At 61.6% G+C, this 16,590-nt stretch carries 20 protein-coding genes; 11 read left to right on the top strand and 9 right to left on the bottom strand.

The genetic code is table 11. The annotated features are described in order from the left end of the window. Nucleotides 1–239: 239 nt before the first annotated feature. On the top strand, nucleotides 240–1,130 hold the full coding sequence (locus ACSMDR_RS01925; protein ID WP_436468173.1) for a DMT family transporter: 891 nt from the start codon (nucleotides 240–242) through the stop codon (nucleotides 1,128–1,130). Nucleotides 1,131–1,195: 65 nt separating this feature from the next. Then, nucleotides 1,196–2,044, top strand: coding sequence for a LysR family transcriptional regulator (locus tag ACSMDR_RS01930; protein ID WP_005908150.1), 849 nt, complete (start codon nucleotides 1,196–1,198; stop codon nucleotides 2,042–2,044). A gap of 48 nt (nucleotides 2,045–2,092) precedes the next feature. Here ACSMDR_RS01930 and ACSMDR_RS01935 read toward each other — a convergent pair whose 3' ends face one another. Both ACSMDR_RS01935 and ACSMDR_RS01940 read right to left on the bottom strand, forming a co-directional pair. Further along, nucleotides 2,093–2,872: a TSUP family transporter gene (locus tag ACSMDR_RS01935; protein WP_040319365.1), complete on the bottom strand. Its 780-nt coding sequence runs from the start codon at nucleotides 2,870–2,872 to the stop codon at nucleotides 2,093–2,095. A gap of 198 nt (nucleotides 2,873–3,070) precedes the next feature. Continuing rightward, on the bottom strand, nucleotides 3,071–3,844 hold the full coding sequence (locus ACSMDR_RS01940) for a tRNA-uridine aminocarboxypropyltransferase (RefSeq protein ID WP_040319367.1): 774 nt from the start codon (nucleotides 3,842–3,844) through the stop codon (nucleotides 3,071–3,073). A 155-nt stretch (nucleotides 3,845–3,999) separates the two neighbouring features. On the opposite strand from ACSMDR_RS01940, the gene ACSMDR_RS01945 reads away from it, so the two are divergent. Further along, nucleotides 4,000–4,434: a VOC family protein gene (locus tag ACSMDR_RS01945; RefSeq protein WP_436466839.1), complete on the top strand. Its 435-nt coding sequence runs from the start codon at nucleotides 4,000–4,002 to the stop codon at nucleotides 4,432–4,434. 63 nt (nucleotides 4,435–4,497) lie between these two features. Here ACSMDR_RS01945 and ACSMDR_RS01950 read toward each other — a convergent pair whose 3' ends face one another. Together ACSMDR_RS01950 and ACSMDR_RS01955 are read right to left on the bottom strand one after the other, a co-directional pair. Continuing rightward, nucleotides 4,498–5,487, bottom strand: a complete 990-nt coding sequence (locus ACSMDR_RS01950) for a D-alanine--D-alanine ligase (protein ID WP_040319366.1) — start codon at nucleotides 5,485–5,487, stop codon at nucleotides 4,498–4,500. A 227-nt stretch (nucleotides 5,488–5,714) separates the two neighbouring features. Then, a complete protein-coding gene (locus ACSMDR_RS01955; RefSeq protein ID WP_005906097.1) occupies nucleotides 5,715–6,323 on the bottom strand; it encodes a 2OG-Fe(II) oxygenase in 609 nt (202 codons plus the stop codon). A 194-nt stretch (nucleotides 6,324–6,517) separates the two neighbouring features. Between ACSMDR_RS01955 and ACSMDR_RS01960 the strand changes: the two genes are divergently transcribed. Both ACSMDR_RS01960 and ACSMDR_RS01965 read left to right on the top strand, forming a co-directional pair. Further along, nucleotides 6,518–6,994, top strand: a complete 477-nt coding sequence (locus ACSMDR_RS01960; protein ID WP_005906098.1) for a glutathione peroxidase — start codon at nucleotides 6,518–6,520, stop codon at nucleotides 6,992–6,994. 354 nt (nucleotides 6,995–7,348) lie between these two features. Continuing rightward, nucleotides 7,349–8,773 carry a DEAD/DEAH box helicase gene (locus ACSMDR_RS01965; protein WP_436466840.1) on the top strand — a complete coding sequence of 475 codons (1,425 nt, stop codon included), beginning with the start codon at nucleotides 7,349–7,351 and terminating at the stop codon, nucleotides 8,771–8,773. A gap of 231 nt (nucleotides 8,774–9,004) precedes the next feature. On the opposite strand, the gene ACSMDR_RS01970 is transcribed toward ACSMDR_RS01965, so the two are convergent. The 4 genes from ACSMDR_RS01970 to ACSMDR_RS01985 form a co-directional block, all read right to left on the bottom strand. Further along, entirely contained in the window at nucleotides 9,005–9,448 is a 444-nt protein-coding gene (locus tag ACSMDR_RS01970) for an acetyltransferase (protein WP_005906101.1), read from the bottom strand. Nucleotides 9,449–9,480: 32 nt separating this feature from the next. Beyond that, nucleotides 9,481–9,951, bottom strand: a complete 471-nt coding sequence (locus ACSMDR_RS01975) for a GNAT family N-acetyltransferase (RefSeq protein ID WP_436466841.1) — start codon at nucleotides 9,949–9,951, stop codon at nucleotides 9,481–9,483. A 28-nt stretch (nucleotides 9,952–9,979) separates the two neighbouring features. Continuing rightward, nucleotides 9,980–10,312, bottom strand: coding sequence for a YnfA family protein (locus ACSMDR_RS01980; protein WP_005906103.1), 333 nt, complete (start codon nucleotides 10,310–10,312; stop codon nucleotides 9,980–9,982). 357 nt (nucleotides 10,313–10,669) lie between these two features. After that, complete coding sequence (locus tag ACSMDR_RS01985; RefSeq protein ID WP_436466842.1) at nucleotides 10,670–11,515, bottom strand: DUF5718 family protein; 846 nt, start codon at nucleotides 11,513–11,515, stop codon at nucleotides 10,670–10,672. Nucleotides 11,516–11,981: 466 nt separating this feature from the next. Between ACSMDR_RS01985 and ACSMDR_RS01990 the strand changes: the two genes are divergently transcribed. From ACSMDR_RS01990 to ACSMDR_RS02000, 3 genes are all read left to right on the top strand, one after another. Further along, nucleotides 11,982–12,380, top strand: a complete 399-nt coding sequence (locus ACSMDR_RS01990) for an NUDIX hydrolase (protein ID WP_436466843.1) — start codon at nucleotides 11,982–11,984, stop codon at nucleotides 12,378–12,380. 258 nt (nucleotides 12,381–12,638) lie between these two features. Next, nucleotides 12,639–13,163, top strand: a complete 525-nt coding sequence (locus tag ACSMDR_RS01995; protein WP_436468174.1) for a GNAT family N-acetyltransferase — start codon at nucleotides 12,639–12,641, stop codon at nucleotides 13,161–13,163. Nucleotides 13,164–13,291: 128 nt separating this feature from the next. Next, nucleotides 13,292–13,672 carry an antibiotic biosynthesis monooxygenase family protein gene (locus tag ACSMDR_RS02000; protein ID WP_436466844.1) on the top strand — a complete coding sequence of 127 codons (381 nt, stop codon included), beginning with the start codon at nucleotides 13,292–13,294 and terminating at the stop codon, nucleotides 13,670–13,672. A gap of 72 nt (nucleotides 13,673–13,744) precedes the next feature. Here the strand turns inward: ACSMDR_RS02000 and pdxY are convergent, their stop codons facing one another. After that, nucleotides 13,745–14,608 carry a pyridoxal kinase PdxY gene (gene pdxY / locus ACSMDR_RS02005; RefSeq protein ID WP_005906111.1) on the bottom strand — a complete coding sequence of 288 codons (864 nt, stop codon included), beginning with the start codon at nucleotides 14,606–14,608 and terminating at the stop codon, nucleotides 13,745–13,747. A gap of 244 nt (nucleotides 14,609–14,852) precedes the next feature. Between pdxY and ACSMDR_RS02010 the strand changes: the two genes are divergently transcribed. From ACSMDR_RS02010 to ACSMDR_RS02020, 3 genes are all read left to right on the top strand, one after another. Next, nucleotides 14,853–15,176, top strand: coding sequence for an HI1450 family dsDNA-mimic protein (locus tag ACSMDR_RS02010; protein WP_005906113.1), 324 nt, complete (start codon nucleotides 14,853–14,855; stop codon nucleotides 15,174–15,176). Between the two features lie 52 nt (nucleotides 15,177–15,228). Continuing rightward, the gene (gene mtgA, locus ACSMDR_RS02015) at nucleotides 15,229–15,912 is read left to right on the top strand and encodes a monofunctional biosynthetic peptidoglycan transglycosylase (RefSeq protein WP_436466845.1); all 684 of its coding nucleotides are present in this window, start codon (nucleotides 15,229–15,231) and stop codon (nucleotides 15,910–15,912) included. 338 nt (nucleotides 15,913–16,250) lie between these two features. Next, nucleotides 16,251–16,574, top strand: coding sequence for an HI1450 family dsDNA-mimic protein (locus ACSMDR_RS02020; RefSeq protein WP_005906118.1), 324 nt, complete (start codon nucleotides 16,251–16,253; stop codon nucleotides 16,572–16,574). Nucleotides 16,575–16,590: the final 16 nt, after the last annotated feature.

A 16,590-nucleotide genomic window follows, 5' to 3' on the forward strand; every position in this document is an offset into this window, starting at 1 on the left:
ACAACCCGGCTGGCGCCCGGGTGCTCGTCTGCCAACCCTGAAGCCCGCCAATCCGTTTCCAGTCTACTCGCCCGCCCCGCCAGATGGCAGCCATCGGAGAGCCCTTGGCAAAAATAACCGCAAGATCCTGTAACCCGGCGCGGGCCGAGGCACACCATGCTAAGACCATCGGACTGAGCCCATCGAGACTGGGCCTGGCTCTCCTGCTACTCCCTGCCGCCGTATCAAGGATCACCATGATGAATTTGACTCTCTATCTCGCCACCGTGCTCATCTGGGGCAGCACCTGGATTGCCATCGCCTGGCAACTGGGTCCCATCCCCATCGAGGTCTCGGTGCTCTACCGCTTCGCCTTGGCGGCGCTGGGGCTTTTTGCCCTGCTCACGGTAAGCGGCAGATTTCCCCGGCTGCCTAGGCAAGGCCAGGGCTATGCCGCCCTGCTTGGCGCCCTGCTCTTTTCCACCAACTTCCTCTGCTTCTACCACGCCACCCAATATATCCCCAGCGGTCTTTCCGCCGTGGTATTCGCCTGCGCCAGCATCTTCAACGGCCTCAATCTCTGGCTGTTCGAGAAGCAAAAACCCAGCCGCCAATGGTTGCAGGGTTCGTTGATGGGACTGATCGGCACCCTGCTGCTGTTCTGGCCCAGCCTGATGTCGAGCAGCCTCGGAGCCCAGGCCTGGAAGGGGCTCGCCTTCGCCTGCGCCGGTACGCTCTGTTTCTCCCTCGGCAATCTGGTCTCGGCCCGGGGTCAACGCCAGGGCTTCACCGTGTTGCAGATGGTGCCATGGGGCATGTTGTACGGGGTCATGCTGTTGTTTGGCTGGGTACAGCTACTGGGGCAGGAGCTGGTCTGGCCAACCGGCACCCGCTACTGGGGCGCCCTCCTCTATCTGGCACTGTTCGGCTCCGTCATCGCCTTTACCGCCTATCTGACCCTGGTCGGGCGGATCGGGGCAAGCAAGGCGGCCTACGCCACTGTGCTCTTCCCCCTGGTCGCCCTGGGCCTCTCTACCCTGTATGAGGGATTTGTCTGGCAGCCGGTATCCATGCTGGGCATGGCGGTCTGTCTGCTCGGTAACCTGGTGATCTTCGGCTTGCCAAAGCGTCTCAAGCCCCAGCCGGCCTGATGCCCTTGCCTCTCGCACCTTAAGCTCCTAAGGTGGGGGCCGGATATGTTCGAGAGGTACCAAATATGTTACTGGAAGGGCTGGATACCCTGTTTCTGCTGGCGAGCGAGGGCACCATGGGCAAGGTTGCCAGTCGCCTCTATATCAGCCAGTCGGCGGTCAGCAAACGCATCAGTCAGCTGGAACAGCGGCTCGGCAAGAAGTTGATCGAACCCGATGGCCGCCAGATCAGGCTCACTCCCCAGGCCCACGAGCTGCTGGCCCGTCTCGGCCCCACCCTGGCCGAGATGAAGGGGCTGCTGGCCGACAGCCAGACCCTCACCGATGCCCACCCCCTGCCCGTCGCCTGCTCCGAAACCCTGCTGGCCGGCTACCTGGCCCCCTTCATGGCCAGCTATCTGCGCCAGGACCCCTACCTGCAGATCTCCACCCACCACACGCCGGTGATCCTGGCCCGGGTGCGAGCCGGTGAGGCCCTGCTCGGCGTCTGTGCCGGGCGTCTACCCCCCGGACACGGTTTGCACGCCGCGCTGCTGCGGGACGAACCCTTCTATCTGGTAGGTGAGGAGGAGGAAAGAGGGACAGCGGCCAGCTTGTTCACCATGGATCTGGAGAACCCGGTCAACCGCTATCTGGTGGCCCCCTTGGCAGAGCTGGGGTTGGCGCCGCGCATGCAGCTTGACTCCTATCTGGCGCTGATCGAGCTGGCCAAGGCGGGCATGGGGCCTGTGATGTTGCCCGAAGGCCTGCTGGCGCTGGTCGGTGAACAGGGCCAGCAGGCTCGGCCTCTGCCCGGCATCAGTCGCCCCATCCATCTCATCTACCGACCCAGTAGCCTCAAGCGAGATAGAGCCAGCCGCCTGATCCAGGCCCTGACTCGCCACTTCGCCAAGCTCGCGCCCCTTGACCGCTGATCCGGCGCCTCGGATGCGGCATGGCAAGCCGGCCCCAGACCCAGTGTTTCAGTGCAACCAGGCAAACAGGGCGGGATACTGGCTCCAGATAAGCTTGGCCGACATCAGCAGTGAGATGGTGACCAGCAAGGGTTTGATGAGTTTCACCCCTTTTATCAACACCAGCTTTGATCCAAAACGCGCGCCAATGAACTGCCCAAGCGCCATGGCAAAGCCGACGCTCCACACCACCTTGCCGCCGAGGGCAAAGAAGATCAGCGAGGCGATGTTGGAGGTGAAATTGAGCAGCTTGGTGTGAGCTGTGGCCCGCGCCATGCCAAACCCCGCCAGGGCGACGAAGCCGATGGCAAAGAAGGAGCCGGTGCCCGGACCGAAGAAGCCATCATAGAAACCGACCCCACCGCCGACCAGCAGGGCAAACAACATGGGGGTAAGACGCCGGGTGCTTTCCGCATCGCTCACCCTGGGGGAGAAGTAGAAGTAGCAGGCAAAGGCCACCAGCAGGAAGGGGAGCAGCCGCTCCAGGATGGCGGCGTCTATGGTCTGCACCGCCAGGGAACCCAATGCGGCGCCGATAAAGGTGAAAATGACCGCGGGCCAGATGATGTGCCACTCTATCAACCCCCGACGGGCATAGAACCAGGTGGCGGAGAAGGAGCCGAAACTGCTCTGCAACTTGTTGGTCCCCAGTACCAGAGCGGGAGGCATGCCGGTCGCCAGCAGGGCTGGCACCGTCAGCAAACCGCCCCCCCCGGCGATGGCGTCGATGAAACCGGCTGCCAGGGCGACACCGAACAACAAGATAAGGGTGGTAAGCTCAAATTCCATTTTCACCTCAGTCAGACGAGACAACACAGGGCTCCTGCCCCGCAAAGAGAGGGGGTGCAGGAGCCGGTTGCGCCTATCCTAAGCGCGGTTCACCCATTCACATAACGAAACAATGGCAGCCAATCAATTCCTGATTTTCACCATTTATCTGACTGCCATTGCCCGCCTTGCAGGGCGCTCCACCCCTGAGGCTATGACTCAATCCAGGGTTGATTCCCGATTTTCATCATTTTCCCGCATCGGATTCAAGAAAGGGACAAGCGCCTGCTGCAGGACGGCGTCCTCCTCCCCCGGCCAGCGATTGACCCGACCGGCCATGTAGCGGCTGCTGAACAGGTTGAACCACAGCTGCAGCCCCAGTCCGGCCTGCGCCTCTCCGGCGACTTCCAGCACGCAGGCCGCCACCTCGGCGGTGCAGAGCTGATGCTCCTTGGGGGCCACCCTCATGCCATAGGTGGAGAGGCTCTCGGGACGCACGGCCAGCACGGGCAGCGCATCGAGATAGGGGCTTTTGTTAAACATCTTGCGCGCCTCGGGCCAGGTTCCATCGAGCAAGATGAACAAAGGCCTCTTGCCCGGCGCGGTCAACAGCTGCTCGGTCAGGCGGGCCGGCGCCTTCTCGCTCGCCGGAAACACCACATAAGGTTGCCATTCAGGATCCCTTAACAGGGCCAGCAACTCGGGGTGGGGCTCGGTGCGCGACCAGAGAAAGGCCCAGGTCTTGCCCGGCAAGACATCGGCGATGAGTCGTCCCGTGTTGGAGGGCTTCATCGGCTCGCTGTCATACATCAACAGACAGAAGCCCACCTCGGCCTTGAGCTCGGGCCGCCAGTCACAGGCGCACCAATCACGGCGCAGCTGGCAGGCCTCGCACCGTGGCACACTCCCGCCCCGGGCCAGAAAAGGACGGGTGGAGATACTCTTGCGCCAGGTTCGCAGGCGATTGACGGCATGATCGGGGACTGGCTTCATGAAGGGTGACTCGGCACAAAAGAGGACGAAAAGGGGCAGGATTGTAGCGAGCGAGCCCTTGTGCGGCAAGGCCCCTCCTAGTCGGTCTGGCTCTTTCTATACTCAAAGCCGCACGGTCGCTCCACTCGGGGGTGGCCCCCAGACGAGAGATCAAAATGGCAGAGCAAAGCAATGATCAGGCCCGGGAACACGCCCTGGCCGCTGGCACTACTTTCACCTGGCACGAACTCTATGTGCCCGATAGCGAAGCGGGGATCCGCTTCTATACCCAAGTACTCGGCTGGGAGGTACAGCAAACGGCCCTGGAAGGGGTTGACTACCCGATGCTGGTCGCCAATGGCCGCCCCATCGCCGGGGTACAGGCCACTGGCGGCAATCCGCAGATGGAAGGGGTGCCGCCTCATTGGGCGACCTACATCGCAGTCGATGATGTGGATGCCCGAGTCGCCAAGGTCACCCGGCATGGCGGCAGCCTGGTGGTCCCGGCCATGGATATCCCCACCGTCGGCCGCATGGCGCTGATAGCCGACCCCCAAGGGGCGCACATCTGGCTGTTTACCCCGGCAGCCGGGGAGTGTTCACAGACATAAGCCGCCATCAACAAGAGAGGGGCCCCGGGGCCCCTCTCTTGTCTTGTACCTTGCGGTCTGCCCTTATGCGGGTTTGCGTACTATGCCTTCGAGGAACTGCGCAAAACGGTGACCGTGATGTTCCAGCAATTTCGGGAACATGGAGATGGGGGTCATGCCGGGGAAGGTGTTGATCTCGTTGAGCAGGATCTCGCCATCTTCGGTCAGGAAGAAATCGATACGCGACAGGTGAGTCAGCTTCAGCTGACGGAATGCCTTGAGGGCATAGGCCTGAATGGCCTCGCTCTGGGCCTGGGTCAAGCCCTCTGCCTTGAGGCTGGTCGCCGTGTGGCTGGCGCTGCTGTACTTCTCTTCGTAGGTGTAGAATTTGTCGGTCGGCACGCAGATCTCACCCGGATAGGTCGCCACCAGCTCGTCACCATATTGATATACCGCCACTTCCAGCTCCCGCGGCTTGACCGCTTTCTCGATCAATACCTGCTCGGAATAACCGAAGGCATCCTTGATGCTCTGCACCAGCTCGGTTTCGGTGCTGGCGGAGTAGCAACCCACGGAGGAGCCCTGACAGGCCGCCTTGATGAACACCCTGCCCCACTTGGCCAGAGCAGCTTTGGCTTCGCTCAGGCTGCTCTCATCCTGCTGGGTCAGGAACAGATAAGGGGTATTGGGAATATTGATGGCGGAGAGCCACAGCTTGGTACTGATCTTGTTGAAGCAGATCTTGCTCGCCTCGGCATCGCAACCGAGATAAGGCAACCCGGCAAGCTCGAGAAAAGATTGCAGATCGCCGGTCTCGCCCGGGTAACCGTGGATACAGGGCACCACGAAATCCACCGGTCGCGCCACGCTGTCAAAGGAGAGCAGCCTGTCGAGCCCCAGCTTGCACTCGCGGCCGTCGGCACTGAGCCAGCGATCGGCAAACATCTCGACCCGGGTCACTTCGACATCGGCCAGGAAACCGAGCTGTTGCTCGAGGAAATTGGCGCTACGCAGAGAGACTTCGTGCTCGGAGCCACCGCCACCGCATAGCAGCAAGACATGCATCTTCTTCATTGATTGGGATCCCTTGGGAGAAGCGGCCGCGTCATCCTCGGCGGCGAACAGGAAACCAGCCACCGGACGTAAGCCAAGTGCGGCCAGTGTAGCAAGCAAGAATGTGCCTTGTCAGCTGATGGCAGGGCCAGGACGCTCAGGCCGGGCAGAAAGCCGCGACACTGACCAACAAAGCGCCAATTTCTGTCCGTATCAAGCACATAGCCCCCTCCTTTCATCGACGAAGATCAACGGGGCGGATCGACCCGATCAAGGGCGGTGCCATTGACCCTGAACCAGCCCGCTATGCTGTAACGCTCCTGACGGGCAGCCAGCACCTCGTGGGGGAACTCCTCGGACAGAAACAACACCAGGCGTCCCCCCTTGGGAGAGATATCCATCAGATGTTGCTCACCGTCGTCATAGACCCGCAGCAAACCACCATCATCCGGCTGCCAACCATTGTTGAGATAAAAGACGGAGGTGAGACGGCGGTTGGATCGCCCGGCGAAGGCATCCCGGTGGGTCGCATAGAAATCACCGGGTCGATAGCGGGCAAAGTGAGCCTCGTAATCAAAGAGTCCCAGCATCAGCATCCGATTGGCTGCGATGCGCAAGGATTCCATGCGCGCGAGGTAGGCTGCCACCGGCGCACCCAGATCCCCATCCAGCCAGTGGATCTGATCCCGGCGAATATCGGTATTGCCCCGATGCTGCCCCTCACGACCGATACCGGCCTGTTGCCACTCATCGGGCAGGCAGGCGCGCAGCAGATCCACTTCGGCAGAGGAGAGAAAATCGTCCACTATCACCCAACCCCGGGTGTAAATGGCATCCATGACGGCGTTGTAATCCAAGGGATAGGCTCAGAAAGTGGCAGTGGCGCTTTTTATCGGCTTTTGGGGCGCCCCACAAACCGGATTGCAACTCGATACGAGCCTCACTATCAATATGAAGGCCCTTTAGTCCGCCACTCCTTGCTCTGCGCCACCGGCTCAGCTAGCGTTGCCTCAAGATCCTGGGCGATTAATCACAGACGACGAGCACCAACATGACCCTGAACAAGCTAATTCTCACCCGCCTCGATGGCAGCGAATACCCCCAGCGCGAGTTGCAAAATAGGGTGATCCTGGTGGTCAACGTCGCCAGCCGCTGCGGTTTCACGCCCCAATACACCGGCCTGGAAGCACTCTATCGCCAGTTCTCCCCCCTGGGGTTGACCATACTGGGCTTTCCCTGCAACCAGTTTGGCGGCCAGGAACCCGGTGATGCCGACGAGATAGCCCGTTTCTGCGCGCTGGACTACCCGGTCAGCTTCCCCATCATGGCCAAGTGCGAGGTCAATGGCCCCCGCACCCACCCTCTCTATCACTGGCTCAAGGCAGAACAGCCGGGCCTGCTGGGCTCAGAGGCGATCAAATGGAACTTCACCAAGTTTCTCATCAACCGTGATGGCCAGGTGGTGGCTCGCTATGCCCCCCAGACAACCCCGCAATCCCTGGCCACCGATATCGCTGCCCTGCTCTGAGCACGCTACGCCCGGATAGTTGACCGCCCATCACCACGTTGCGGGTTGCATCTCATAGCCCGCCTGTTGCCCCACCAGCCCTTTGCAGGGCCAGGGCAGCCGCCACCGATGGCGGCTGCCCTTGACCGCGATTTCTGCTATATTGTGCGCCCATGCGGATCGGTGGTGCGCCCCAAGGTGCCCGGCCGCTCGTGTTTTTCGATGGTTCACCTTCGGGTGCCAGCGCAATGTGTGTTTCTCGGTGGTTCCTCTCACGACGCCACCGCAATCGCAGTTTCTTCGGGGTTGATGGCGCCAGTAGTGTGCGTCGATCCCAGCTGAGCCAATGCTCAATGTCAGGAGTCTCTCTCTAACATGTCATTTAACGAACTGGGCCTGTCGCCGCACATCTTGCGTGCCGTCAAGGAGTTGGGTTACGAACAGGCAACCCCTATCCAGCAACAGGCTATTCCGGCCATTCTGGCAGGCCAGGATGTGCTGGGCGGCGCCCAGACCGGAACCGGCAAGACGGCCGGTTTCACCCTGCCCATGCTGCACCGGCTGCTGGCCAACCATGGCCGTGGCGGACGCCGTCAGGTCCGCGCCCTGATCCTGACTCCGACTCGCGAGCTGGCCGCCCAGGTCGGTGAGAGCATCATCAAGTACGCCAATCATCTGCCGTTCCGGACCCTGATAGCCTACGGTGGCGTCAGCATCAAGCCCAATCTTGAGGCCATCAAGCTCGGGGTCGATATCCTGGTCGCCACCCCGGGTCGCCTGCTGGATCTGCTGACCCAGCGCGCCCTCACCCTGACCGAGCTGGAAGTGCTGGTGCTGGATGAAGCGGATCGCATGCTCGACATGGGGTTTATCACCGACATTCGCCGCATTATGAAGGCGCTGCCGGAAGAGCGGCAGACCCTGCTGTTCTCCGCCACCTTCTCGGACGAGATCAAGGCGCTGGCCGATGATCTGCTCAAGAGTCCGACCCTCATCGAGGTGAGTCCGAGCAACAGCACCGCCGAACAGGTCAACCAGCGCGTCATCAAGGTGGATCGTGAGCGCAAGCGCGAGCTGCTCTCCCACATGATTGGCCGGGGCAACTGGCAGCGGGTGCTGGTATTCGTGCGCACCAAGCTTATCGCCGACCGGCTTGCCCAGCAGATGGTCAAAGACGGTCTCAATACCGTCGCCATCCACGGTGACAAGACCCAGGGCGCCCGCAACCGGGCCCTTGCCGATTTTCGCGAGGGCAAGGTGCGAGTACTGGTTGCCACCGACATCGCCGCCCGCGGTCTGGACATTGACCTGCTGCCCCACGTGATCAACTTCGAGCTGCCGCAAGTGGCCGAAGATTACATCCACCGCATCGGTCGTACCGGCCGGGCCGGTCGGGGTGGCGAAGCCATCTCCCTGGTCAGCCTGGATGAGCTGGATCAGCTCAAGGCCATAGAGTCCTTGATAGGCCAAAGCCTCCCGAGCGAAATTCAGGAAGGGTACGAGCCTAGCGGAAAAGTGACGCGCCAGAGTCTGCCCAGCAACAAGCCGATACAAAACCGCGACCGGGGTGGCCACGTCAATGCCAAACATAACGTCAAGGCCAGGGCCAATGCCGCCAAGGAGAAGCCTGCCGCCCGGGGTAAACCCGCCGCCAAGCCGAAACCCAAGGCAGATGGCAGCAAAGCAGCGGCGCCGGCGCGCCAGAAAGAGCGCGGCGGTGAAGACACCGGCTTCGCTCCGATGCGCCGCCTGCCCAGAGCCCAGCGGGACGGCTATCAGGACAACTCCAACGAGGAGTAAGACAGCCTCTGTGCGGCGACTCGGTACAGCCAGGCCTGAAATACAAAGAAACCGCCCTCGGGCGGTTTTTTATTGATGCCATTTATCCTGCGGAAAGACCTTTTCGCAGCGCTCCAGCACCCGTTCCGGTTGTTCACCAAAGCTCACGCCCGACTTGGTCCCCTCGCGGTTGAAAAAATCGAGGTTGGGCTGCGCGCCCTCCCCTTTGGTCGCTGCACATTCAGGGCTCCCTTACTCCAGGGCGGTCAGCACCATATGCAGCAGCGGATAGGGCTTGCCCTGGCCATCTCGCGGTGAGCGTCCCGTCACGACAAACCCCATCTGTTGATAAAAACCGAGCGCCTGCACATTCTGCTCGTTGACATCCACCCGGGTCGCTCCTTGACTGGCAATGGCATTGGCCACCAGCAGGCGGCCGACACCACGGCCCCTTGCCTCGGGGGCAACAAACAGCATCTCGATATTGCCATCACGCACGCCGCAAAAGCCGACGATACCGGCGGTGTCATCCCTGGCACAGACCAGATCAACGGCCGCGAAATAGTGCGCCAGGATCAGCGGCTTGAGGGCGGTTATCTCCGCCTCTGGCAGGAAGTGGTGGGTGGCGCGCACCGAGGCTTCCCAGATGGCGATCAGGGTCAAGTGATCCCCGGCTCTTGCTTGTTCAATCTGCATGTTCTGACTCTTGTTGTGTGGGGTGGATGACCTTATCTGAGAGGATCGTTCGTGCCTATGGCATCGCCTCGCTTGATGACGAATCCCTTCTCGATGCCCGCCTGGAAACCCAGCTTCTCGTAAAGGCGGTGGGCAGCCTCGCGTCCCTCCCCCGACAGCAACATCACCTTGTAGCACGCCCGCTCCCAGGCGATGGTGAGCGCCTGCTCAACCACCTGCTGGCTCAACCCCTGGCGCTGAAATCGGGTCGCAGTGATCACATGCTCTATGACGCCAAAGGGCCTGCCGCCATTGGTGAGGGTGGGGATCACCCCTAGCTGGCAGGTGGCGGCAAGCTCTCCATCCACCTCGGCCACGATGAGCCGCACGTCTGGCCGAGCCAGCAAGGTTCTGAGCGTCTCGAAGGCCACCTCGGGAGACAGGGGCGGGTCATGGGGACGCAACTCCCGATACAGGCTCAGCAGGCCGGCCAGATCCTGCTCGGTACCCAGTCTCACTGCCATAGGCTCTCCCTGGCTGCTTGGTTCGCACTCAGGAGTGACGCGGTGCAAACATGATGATGGCCATGCCGATCAGTGCCACCCCTGAGCCGACCAGATCCCACAGAGTGGGTCTGATGCCATCCACCAGCCAGAGCCAGAGGATGGCGACAAAAATATAGACGCCACCATAGGCGGCATAGACACGGCCAGCTGCGGCCGGGTGCAGTGACAACAACCAGGCAAACAGCATCAGACTCAAGCCCGCCGGAAGCAGCAGCCAGATGCTCTTGCCCTGGGTCAGCCAGAGGTAAGGCAGATAACAGCCCACTATTTCGGCGACCGCCGTCACCAGAAACAGCGCCATCGTTTTGAATTCGACCATGATGGTAGTCTATTGCTCGCCATGTAAAAGTGACCGAATAGTAAAATAAATCATTGTCTTATGTAAGGGCTGTACGCCCTGGCGCAGTGCCATCCATCTGCTGGCATCGCTCACTTGCGGGCAAGCAACAGCGTGATACTGCCCCACCAATGACAGCCCGCCCCCGTCGGCCTTTGTCGTTGACGGTGAAGAGCCGCGAGGCAAGGCAATGGCGTAGCCTGATTGCCAATGGCCAGACAAAAGAGGAATGAGGGCTGACACAGGGTCAGGTAATCAAGAGGGGGAGGCAAGGAGGCATAGGGTAACGGCTTGGCCCTTCCCCTGCAGACGGGGGAAGGGCCAATCGAGTGCAATTTATCAGCGGGTCTTGACCGCTTGCAGCAAGACCGACATATCCGGGCCGAACTGGCGGGTACGGATCGCCTCGCGGATATCCCTTTCGCTGTAGCGACTGCCCGGGTAGATCAGCACGCAGGACGTATCGCCAGGCTGGAGGAAGTGGCTCTCGCCGAAGGCGGTGTAGCGGGTGGCGCCTATGCTGATGAGCGCATAGGATGGGTGCCCCGCCTGGGCCAGCAGGCCCTGTATGTGCTCGGCCGGGCCTTCATCCTGCTGATGATTGAACTTGTCGATGGCCCAATCGAGCAATTGGCCGTGGAAGTAGCTGTAATCCAGCGCGGCGCTGTCGACCCCGTAGCCATGCAGCTCGCCATCGCGCTCCAGATAACAGGCGATGCGATAGTCATCCAGCTCGCAGCCAGCGGCAAAACCGCCAAGGGGCAGCAACTGGGCAGCCAGTCCCTTGCTCTCTGGGCCCCAGTTCTTCTTCTCGCTGATTTTGTTGGCATTGGGACGGCGGATGGAGCAGTCGTTGTAGGCGCCAAAGGCGCGTGGATGGATCGCCACCACCTGCTCTTGGGCATACTCCAGCTCGCACCAGAGCGCCACTTCCGGCTCTATCTGCACCTTCTCGTCACCGGTTACCGCCGCCTCTGGCAGGAAGATGGCCTGCTCGCTCAAGGGGAAGACGCCAAGTTGGCCCGTATGCCCCGGCACATAGAAGGGGAAAAGCGCCTTGGGGGCCACCTTGTCTTGCACCTGCACGGCCACAAAATCCGCCGCCTCTCCCGCCTGCTCCAGATGGCCGGCGAAGTTGCCCGCCACCCCGAGTCCGATGAACTTGCTCTGCGCTGTCACTTGCATCTCTTCACACCCTCTTTTGTCGAACCCGGGGAAACCATGGAAACGGCCCCGGCCAACTACCGCTAAAGTGGCAGAAATTAGAGCACAGGGCGCCACGCTCGCCCAGTCCGGACACGCCATCCTGTGCGCCAACCCGAACTTTTGAAGGCCGCCGGGCTCTCTCCCCTGATGGAGTGATCGCGCGACCATGAGGCAAGCCTGGACAGGGCGGCCGGATTGGAAACAGTGAGTTTCCAGCCCGGCAGCCCTGCATCCTTGGGACAAGGCGGCAATTTTGTTAGGCTGACCCTGCATCGGGGAGCCCTTGCCGAGAAAGGTCGCGACGAAACAAGAGGCGATGCGGCGCGCTTCGGACGCAGACCCGCCGCCTGGCAGGAAATGCGCGCCTGTCGCGGCCTCTGGGCTTCTTGGCCATACCCACTGAATGAGCGCCATCCAACCCAAGATCACCACAGGAAAGAAGCTGATGACACAGATAGACAAGCTGGCCTGGTTAACGATTCAAGATCGCCGTTTGCTGTGCGTGCGATCTCACGGCAAGCAACGTTTCTATATCCCGGGGGGCAAGCGTGACCCCGGCGAGAGCGATGAGGCGGCGCTGCTGCGCGAAATCACCGAAGAGCTGACAGTGCAGCTCAGCCCGGCCAGCCTGCGCCTGGCTGGCGACTTCCGGGCCCAGGCCGACGGCAAGGCTGACGGCGTCATGGTGCGACTGCGCTGCTTCTTTGCCGATGGGCAGGGCTCGCCCACACCGGCAGCCGAAATAGCCGAGCTGGCCTGGCTAGGCAGTGCGGACGAGGATCGCCTCTCGGCGCCCGCCTTGCTGGTCGTGATGTGGTTGCGCGAGCAGAACCTGATCGACTGATGCCCGGGGCCGCGACCAAGATGAGCGCGGATGGGGCCATGCCCTGGCTCAAGAGCCCATCCCCTCAGGGCCGCCCTCGACAGCGCCGCTGTCGTCTTGTTATAAGAGAACCCTGCGGCTTTGCCTGCGAAGCAGGCTACGCAACGCTTCCCTTATAACCAGATAGCGAGGATTGCACGGATGCCTTCCCCCCTTATGCCCCACGCCACTTCATCGATCGCCACGCCCCCCCTCGATGGGTCGGCAACACAGTGGCAATTGCTGGCCACGACCACACTGGCAGGCCATGAAACCGCCCTCGCCAGACTCTTGCAAGAGGTGGTGCAAAATGGCGCCTCCATCGGTTTCCTGCCGCCGCTCACCCTGGCCGATGCCCTGGCATACTGGCGCGGCGTAGCACTGAGCCTGCAAAGGGGAGAACGTCTGCTATGGCTGGCACTGGCTCACACCGAGCAGGGCGTCAGTCTGCTTGGCACAGTGCAACTGGCCCTGTGCAACAAGGCCAATGGCCGTCACAGGGCCGAGGTGGAAAAACTGATGGTGGCCCCCAACGCCCGGGGACTGGGCATAGGGCGCGCCCTGATGACAGCCCTGGAGCAGGCGGCAAGCCAGGCGGGACGCAGCCTGTTGGTGCTCGATACTCGGGTCGGCGATGTCGCCTCCCTGCTCTATCTAGGGCTCGGCTATCAAGGCGCAGGCCAGATCCCCGCATTTGCCATCAATGGCGATGGCAGCCTGGCGGCCACCCAGTTTTTCTACAAACAGACGGTGCCGGCCTGCTGATACCGGCAGACAAGTGCCCGGCCACCAATGACTGGGCCACCCTCAGCAGCGTCTTGCCAAGGGCAGACGCTCATCCCGCCACCCTTGATGGCAGCCCGGGTCACCGGGCCCGGGAATAAGGAGTCGATATGATACTGGAAGTCGCCCCGCTCACTGTGATCCCGAGTCAGGAAGCCGCCTTTGAGCAGGCCTTCGCTAAGGCTTGCGCCCTCATCGGCACCATGCCGGGCTACCTTGGTCACCAGTTGCAAGTCTGCATGGAGCAAAGCAACCAGTACCTGCTGCTGGTGCAATGGCAGAGACTTGAAGATCACACCGAGGGATTTCGCGGCTCGCCCCAATACCAGCAGTGGAAGGCCCTGCTGCATCACTTCTATGACCCCTTCCCGACCGTACGGCACTACCAGGGCGTCATGGCCCAGGCCCCGGGCCCCGGGCCAGCCCCTCCTCTATCCGGGGCGCGAGCAACCCGCCTGAACCGGGATGTGTCTGAGCACAGTGCCAGATGAGAGAGGGCTCCCGTGGGGAGCCCTCTTGTTGCTTGGTGCCAGTTACCTGGTGCCAGGGTGCGGACACCCGACTCATCCCAGCGATTCGGCCCGCACCCTTATCTCGGGATCGGCGAAGGCCGCCTGCACCGCAATGAGCTGTAGTTCATAGGCATCGGCTTGCCAGCTGTGCAACAAAACGGCATCGACGGCGGCATTGGTGCGCTCGAAGGCGCTGACGGCCTCATGACCTGCCAGCAAATTGGCCAGCATCAGGGCACTGATCAGATCGCCGACGCCAACGGGCTGGCGGGGAAAATCATAGAGGGGACGATGGATAAGATGGTCCCCGTCCGGGGTGCAGAGTAGCATCTCGAAGCGGCCCGGCTGGCTGGCCGCCCGGCCCAGATGCTTGACCAGTACCAGGCGGACCCCTTTGGCCAGCAGGCGATGAGCCGCGGCCCGCGCCTGCGCCAGGGAGTCGATGTGCGACTCGCACAATGTCTCGAGCTCCAGCAAGTTGGGCGCCAACATGTCCGCCACCGCCAATGCCTTGTGCGTCAGAAAATCGGTGACGCCGGGGGCGACGATGCACCCCTTCTCGGGATGACCCATCACGGGATCGCAAAAATAGATCGCTTGCGGGTTGGCTCCCTTGACCGCCGCCACCACGGCGAGGATCTCATCGCCTTGCTCGCTTGAGCCAAGATAGCCGCTCAGCACGGCATCACACTGACCCAGGACCTCGATATTGGCCAGCCCCTCCCCCAAGGCGCGGATATGGCCCGCAGGCATCGCCATGCCCTGCCAACCCGCCTGATACTGGGTATGATTTGAAAATTGCACCGTATTGACCGGCCACACTTCCATGCCGAGACGGCGCATCGGGAAGACGGCAGCGCTGTTACCGGCGCAACCAAACACCACATGGGACTGGATGGAGAGAATTCGTTTCATGGCAAGGCTCGAAGGCAGAAAAAAAAGAAGAGCGCGCAATATAACGGATGAAGGCCGGTGACGGCCAGTCCCCGACCCGCGTCCCCCCTTCGGGAGCCTCTCGGGTAGCAAGGCAGAGAGAAACCAGGCGCAGCATGGGACAGGCAAGGCATATCGCGGCCAGACTATTTATGAGGGGTCGACTCTGTGGTTTAATGTCGCGCGCGGCTAGGCCGCTCCCCATTCGCCATCAACCGGAACTCTTATGTCCATACCCTTGCAGCACAGCGTCGACACCCTGCTCAATACCGCCCTCGAACTCTTTATGGAGCTCGCCTCCGACAACCTGCCCGAACACGAGATAGCCCTGTTCAACCAGGCCTACAACGATCGCGGCCTGCTGGCTGAAGCCGAACCGGGTGATGACTGGGATGCGGATGTGGGCTTCGAGGTGACGGACGCCGATTATGCCGAGATCTGGATAGGCCTGGAGAATAGCGAGCAAGAGGTCGAACACCTGTTCGCCCGCATGCTGATTGCCCGTGCCGTGGACGAGAAGTTCTGCCACATCGAATGGTTGCCCGACTAATCATGCGGGCCGCCCCTCTCCTTTGCCCAATACACCGCAACGACATGGTTCCATGCTGAGCTGGCTGTGGCGCATTCTGGTCGGCGCTCTGCTGCTGTCGGTGGTGATGGTCGCGCTGCTGCGCTTCATCGATCCTCCCATCTGGAGCTGGCGCATCGAACGCGCCATCTCGCCCCCGGCCCCCATCAAACAGGTGGAACATGACTGGGTTGCGCTCGATGCCATCTCTCCCCAGTTGCAACTGGCGGTGGTGGCCGCCGAGGATCAGCACTTCCCGGATCACAATGGTTTTGACATGGCGGCCATCAGCTCGGCCTGGCAACACAACGAGCAAGGAGGTCGGGTGCGCGGTGCCAGCACCCTCAGCCAGCAAACCGCCAAAAACCTCTTCATGTGGAGTGATCGCAGTTTTGTGCGCAAGGGGATCGAAGCCTGGTTCACCCTCTTGATGGAGCTGGGCTGGAACAAGTCCCGGATCCTCGAGGTGTATCTCAACATCGTCGAGTTCGGTCCCGGCATCTATGGCGCCGAAGCGGCAGCCCGTCACTACTTCCACAAACCTGCGGCAAGACTGACTCGCTACGAAGCGTCACTGCTGGCGGCCGCCCTGCCCAATCCCTGGCGCTATCGGGTCTCCCCTCCCTCCCCTTATGTGGCGCAGCGCGCGGCCTGGATCCGTCGCCAAATGAGCCAACTTGGCCAAGTGACACTCAATCGCATACACAGGGTGAAATAAATAGAGTCGTGAGTTGCCCGTCCTGGTGCCGGGCGGCATTACGCCTTATCTTCTTTTGCTTTCGTAGGGATCGCCAAGGCCGGGGGGCCCAGATGGCCACCCACCGTCTCCCGATGCAGAGGCAGATAGTGCCACCACCAGGTCTCCCGCCTGCGCCGAATTTGCAACCGCTGCCCTCGTCGCTTCATCATGACTCTCCTGAAGATCTGAACGCCCGACCCACTCTTTCCCGGTCATCAGCATAGTGCCCTATACAGGGGTGAACCAGCATAGGGCTCGCTGGCTGACGACGCCAATCCTTGTTACAGTAACGCGTCTCAAGCATCTGGAGTGATTTCATGGAACAACGTACCCCGGATCAGCTGGTCGAATGGGCCTATGATCAGTTTCTCGAACAGGCCGCCGACATGCTGGCGCCCGAACAGATCGTCGACATTACCCTGGAGTTCGAACAGCGCGGCGCCGTGGAGGCAACCCTGCCCAATGCCGACTGGTCTCGCGAGCTTGGGGTGCCCGTGGATCTGGAGCGCTGGGCCGAGGTATGGATAGGCCTGCTCGATCATCAAGATGAGTTCGAGGTGATCTACGCCAGTTATCTGCTGCCCCGCCAGCAAGGTGATGACGAGGTCCATGTTCGCTGGTTCCGCCACGAGCAAGCCTGACGCCTGCTCTTGGCGA

The organism is Aeromonas molluscorum (assembly GCF_051376105.1).
GTDB classification, from domain to species: Bacteria; Pseudomonadota; Gammaproteobacteria; order Enterobacterales; family Aeromonadaceae; genus Aeromonas; species Aeromonas molluscorum.

What these genes read in the sequence shown, in the direction of transcription:
- ACSMDR_RS01945 (WP_436466839.1), top strand. Translation starts at nt 4,000, where the DNA reads ATGGCAGAGCAAAGCAATGATCAGGCCCGGGAACACGCCCTGGCCGCT.
- ACSMDR_RS01965 (WP_436466840.1), top strand. Translation starts at nt 7,349, where the DNA reads ATGTCATTTAACGAACTGGGCCTGTCGCCGCACATCTTGCGTGCCGTC.
- ACSMDR_RS01940 (WP_040319367.1), bottom strand. Translation starts at nt 3,844, where the DNA reads ATGAAGCCAGTCCCCGATCATGCCGTCAATCGCCTGCGAACCTGGCGC.
- ACSMDR_RS01925 (WP_436468173.1), top strand. Translation starts at nt 240, where the DNA reads ATGAATTTGACTCTCTATCTCGCCACCGTGCTCATCTGGGGCAGCACC.
- ACSMDR_RS01980 (WP_005906103.1), bottom strand. Translation starts at nt 10,312, where the DNA reads ATGGTCGAATTCAAAACGATGGCGCTGTTTCTGGTGACGGCGGTCGCC.
- ACSMDR_RS01930 (WP_005908150.1), top strand. Translation starts at nt 1,196, where the DNA reads ATGTTACTGGAAGGGCTGGATACCCTGTTTCTGCTGGCGAGCGAGGGC.
- ACSMDR_RS01990 (WP_436466843.1), top strand. Translation starts at nt 11,982, where the DNA reads ATGACACAGATAGACAAGCTGGCCTGGTTAACGATTCAAGATCGCCGT.
- ACSMDR_RS01975 (WP_436466841.1), bottom strand. Translation starts at nt 9,951, where the DNA reads ATGGCAGTGAGACTGGGTACCGAGCAGGATCTGGCCGGCCTGCTGAGC.
- ACSMDR_RS02010 (WP_005906113.1), top strand. Translation starts at nt 14,853, where the DNA reads ATGTCCATACCCTTGCAGCACAGCGTCGACACCCTGCTCAATACCGCC.
- ACSMDR_RS02000 (WP_436466844.1), top strand. Translation starts at nt 13,292, where the DNA reads ATGATACTGGAAGTCGCCCCGCTCACTGTGATCCCGAGTCAGGAAGCC.
- mtgA (WP_436466845.1), top strand. Translation starts at nt 15,229, where the DNA reads ATGCTGAGCTGGCTGTGGCGCATTCTGGTCGGCGCTCTGCTGCTGTCG.
- ACSMDR_RS01950 (WP_040319366.1), bottom strand. Translation starts at nt 5,487, where the DNA reads ATGAAGAAGATGCATGTCTTGCTGCTATGCGGTGGCGGTGGCTCCGAG.
- ACSMDR_RS02020 (WP_005906118.1), top strand. Translation starts at nt 16,251, where the DNA reads ATGGAACAACGTACCCCGGATCAGCTGGTCGAATGGGCCTATGATCAG.
- ACSMDR_RS01960 (WP_005906098.1), top strand. Translation starts at nt 6,518, where the DNA reads ATGACCCTGAACAAGCTAATTCTCACCCGCCTCGATGGCAGCGAATAC.
- ACSMDR_RS01935 (WP_040319365.1), bottom strand. Translation starts at nt 2,872, where the DNA reads ATGGAATTTGAGCTTACCACCCTTATCTTGTTGTTCGGTGTCGCCCTG.
- pdxY (WP_005906111.1), bottom strand. Translation starts at nt 14,608, where the DNA reads ATGAAACGAATTCTCTCCATCCAGTCCCATGTGGTGTTTGGTTGCGCC.
- ACSMDR_RS01970 (WP_005906101.1), bottom strand. Translation starts at nt 9,448, where the DNA reads ATGCAGATTGAACAAGCAAGAGCCGGGGATCACTTGACCCTGATCGCC.
- ACSMDR_RS01985 (WP_436466842.1), bottom strand. Translation starts at nt 11,515, where the DNA reads ATGCAAGTGACAGCGCAGAGCAAGTTCATCGGACTCGGGGTGGCGGGC.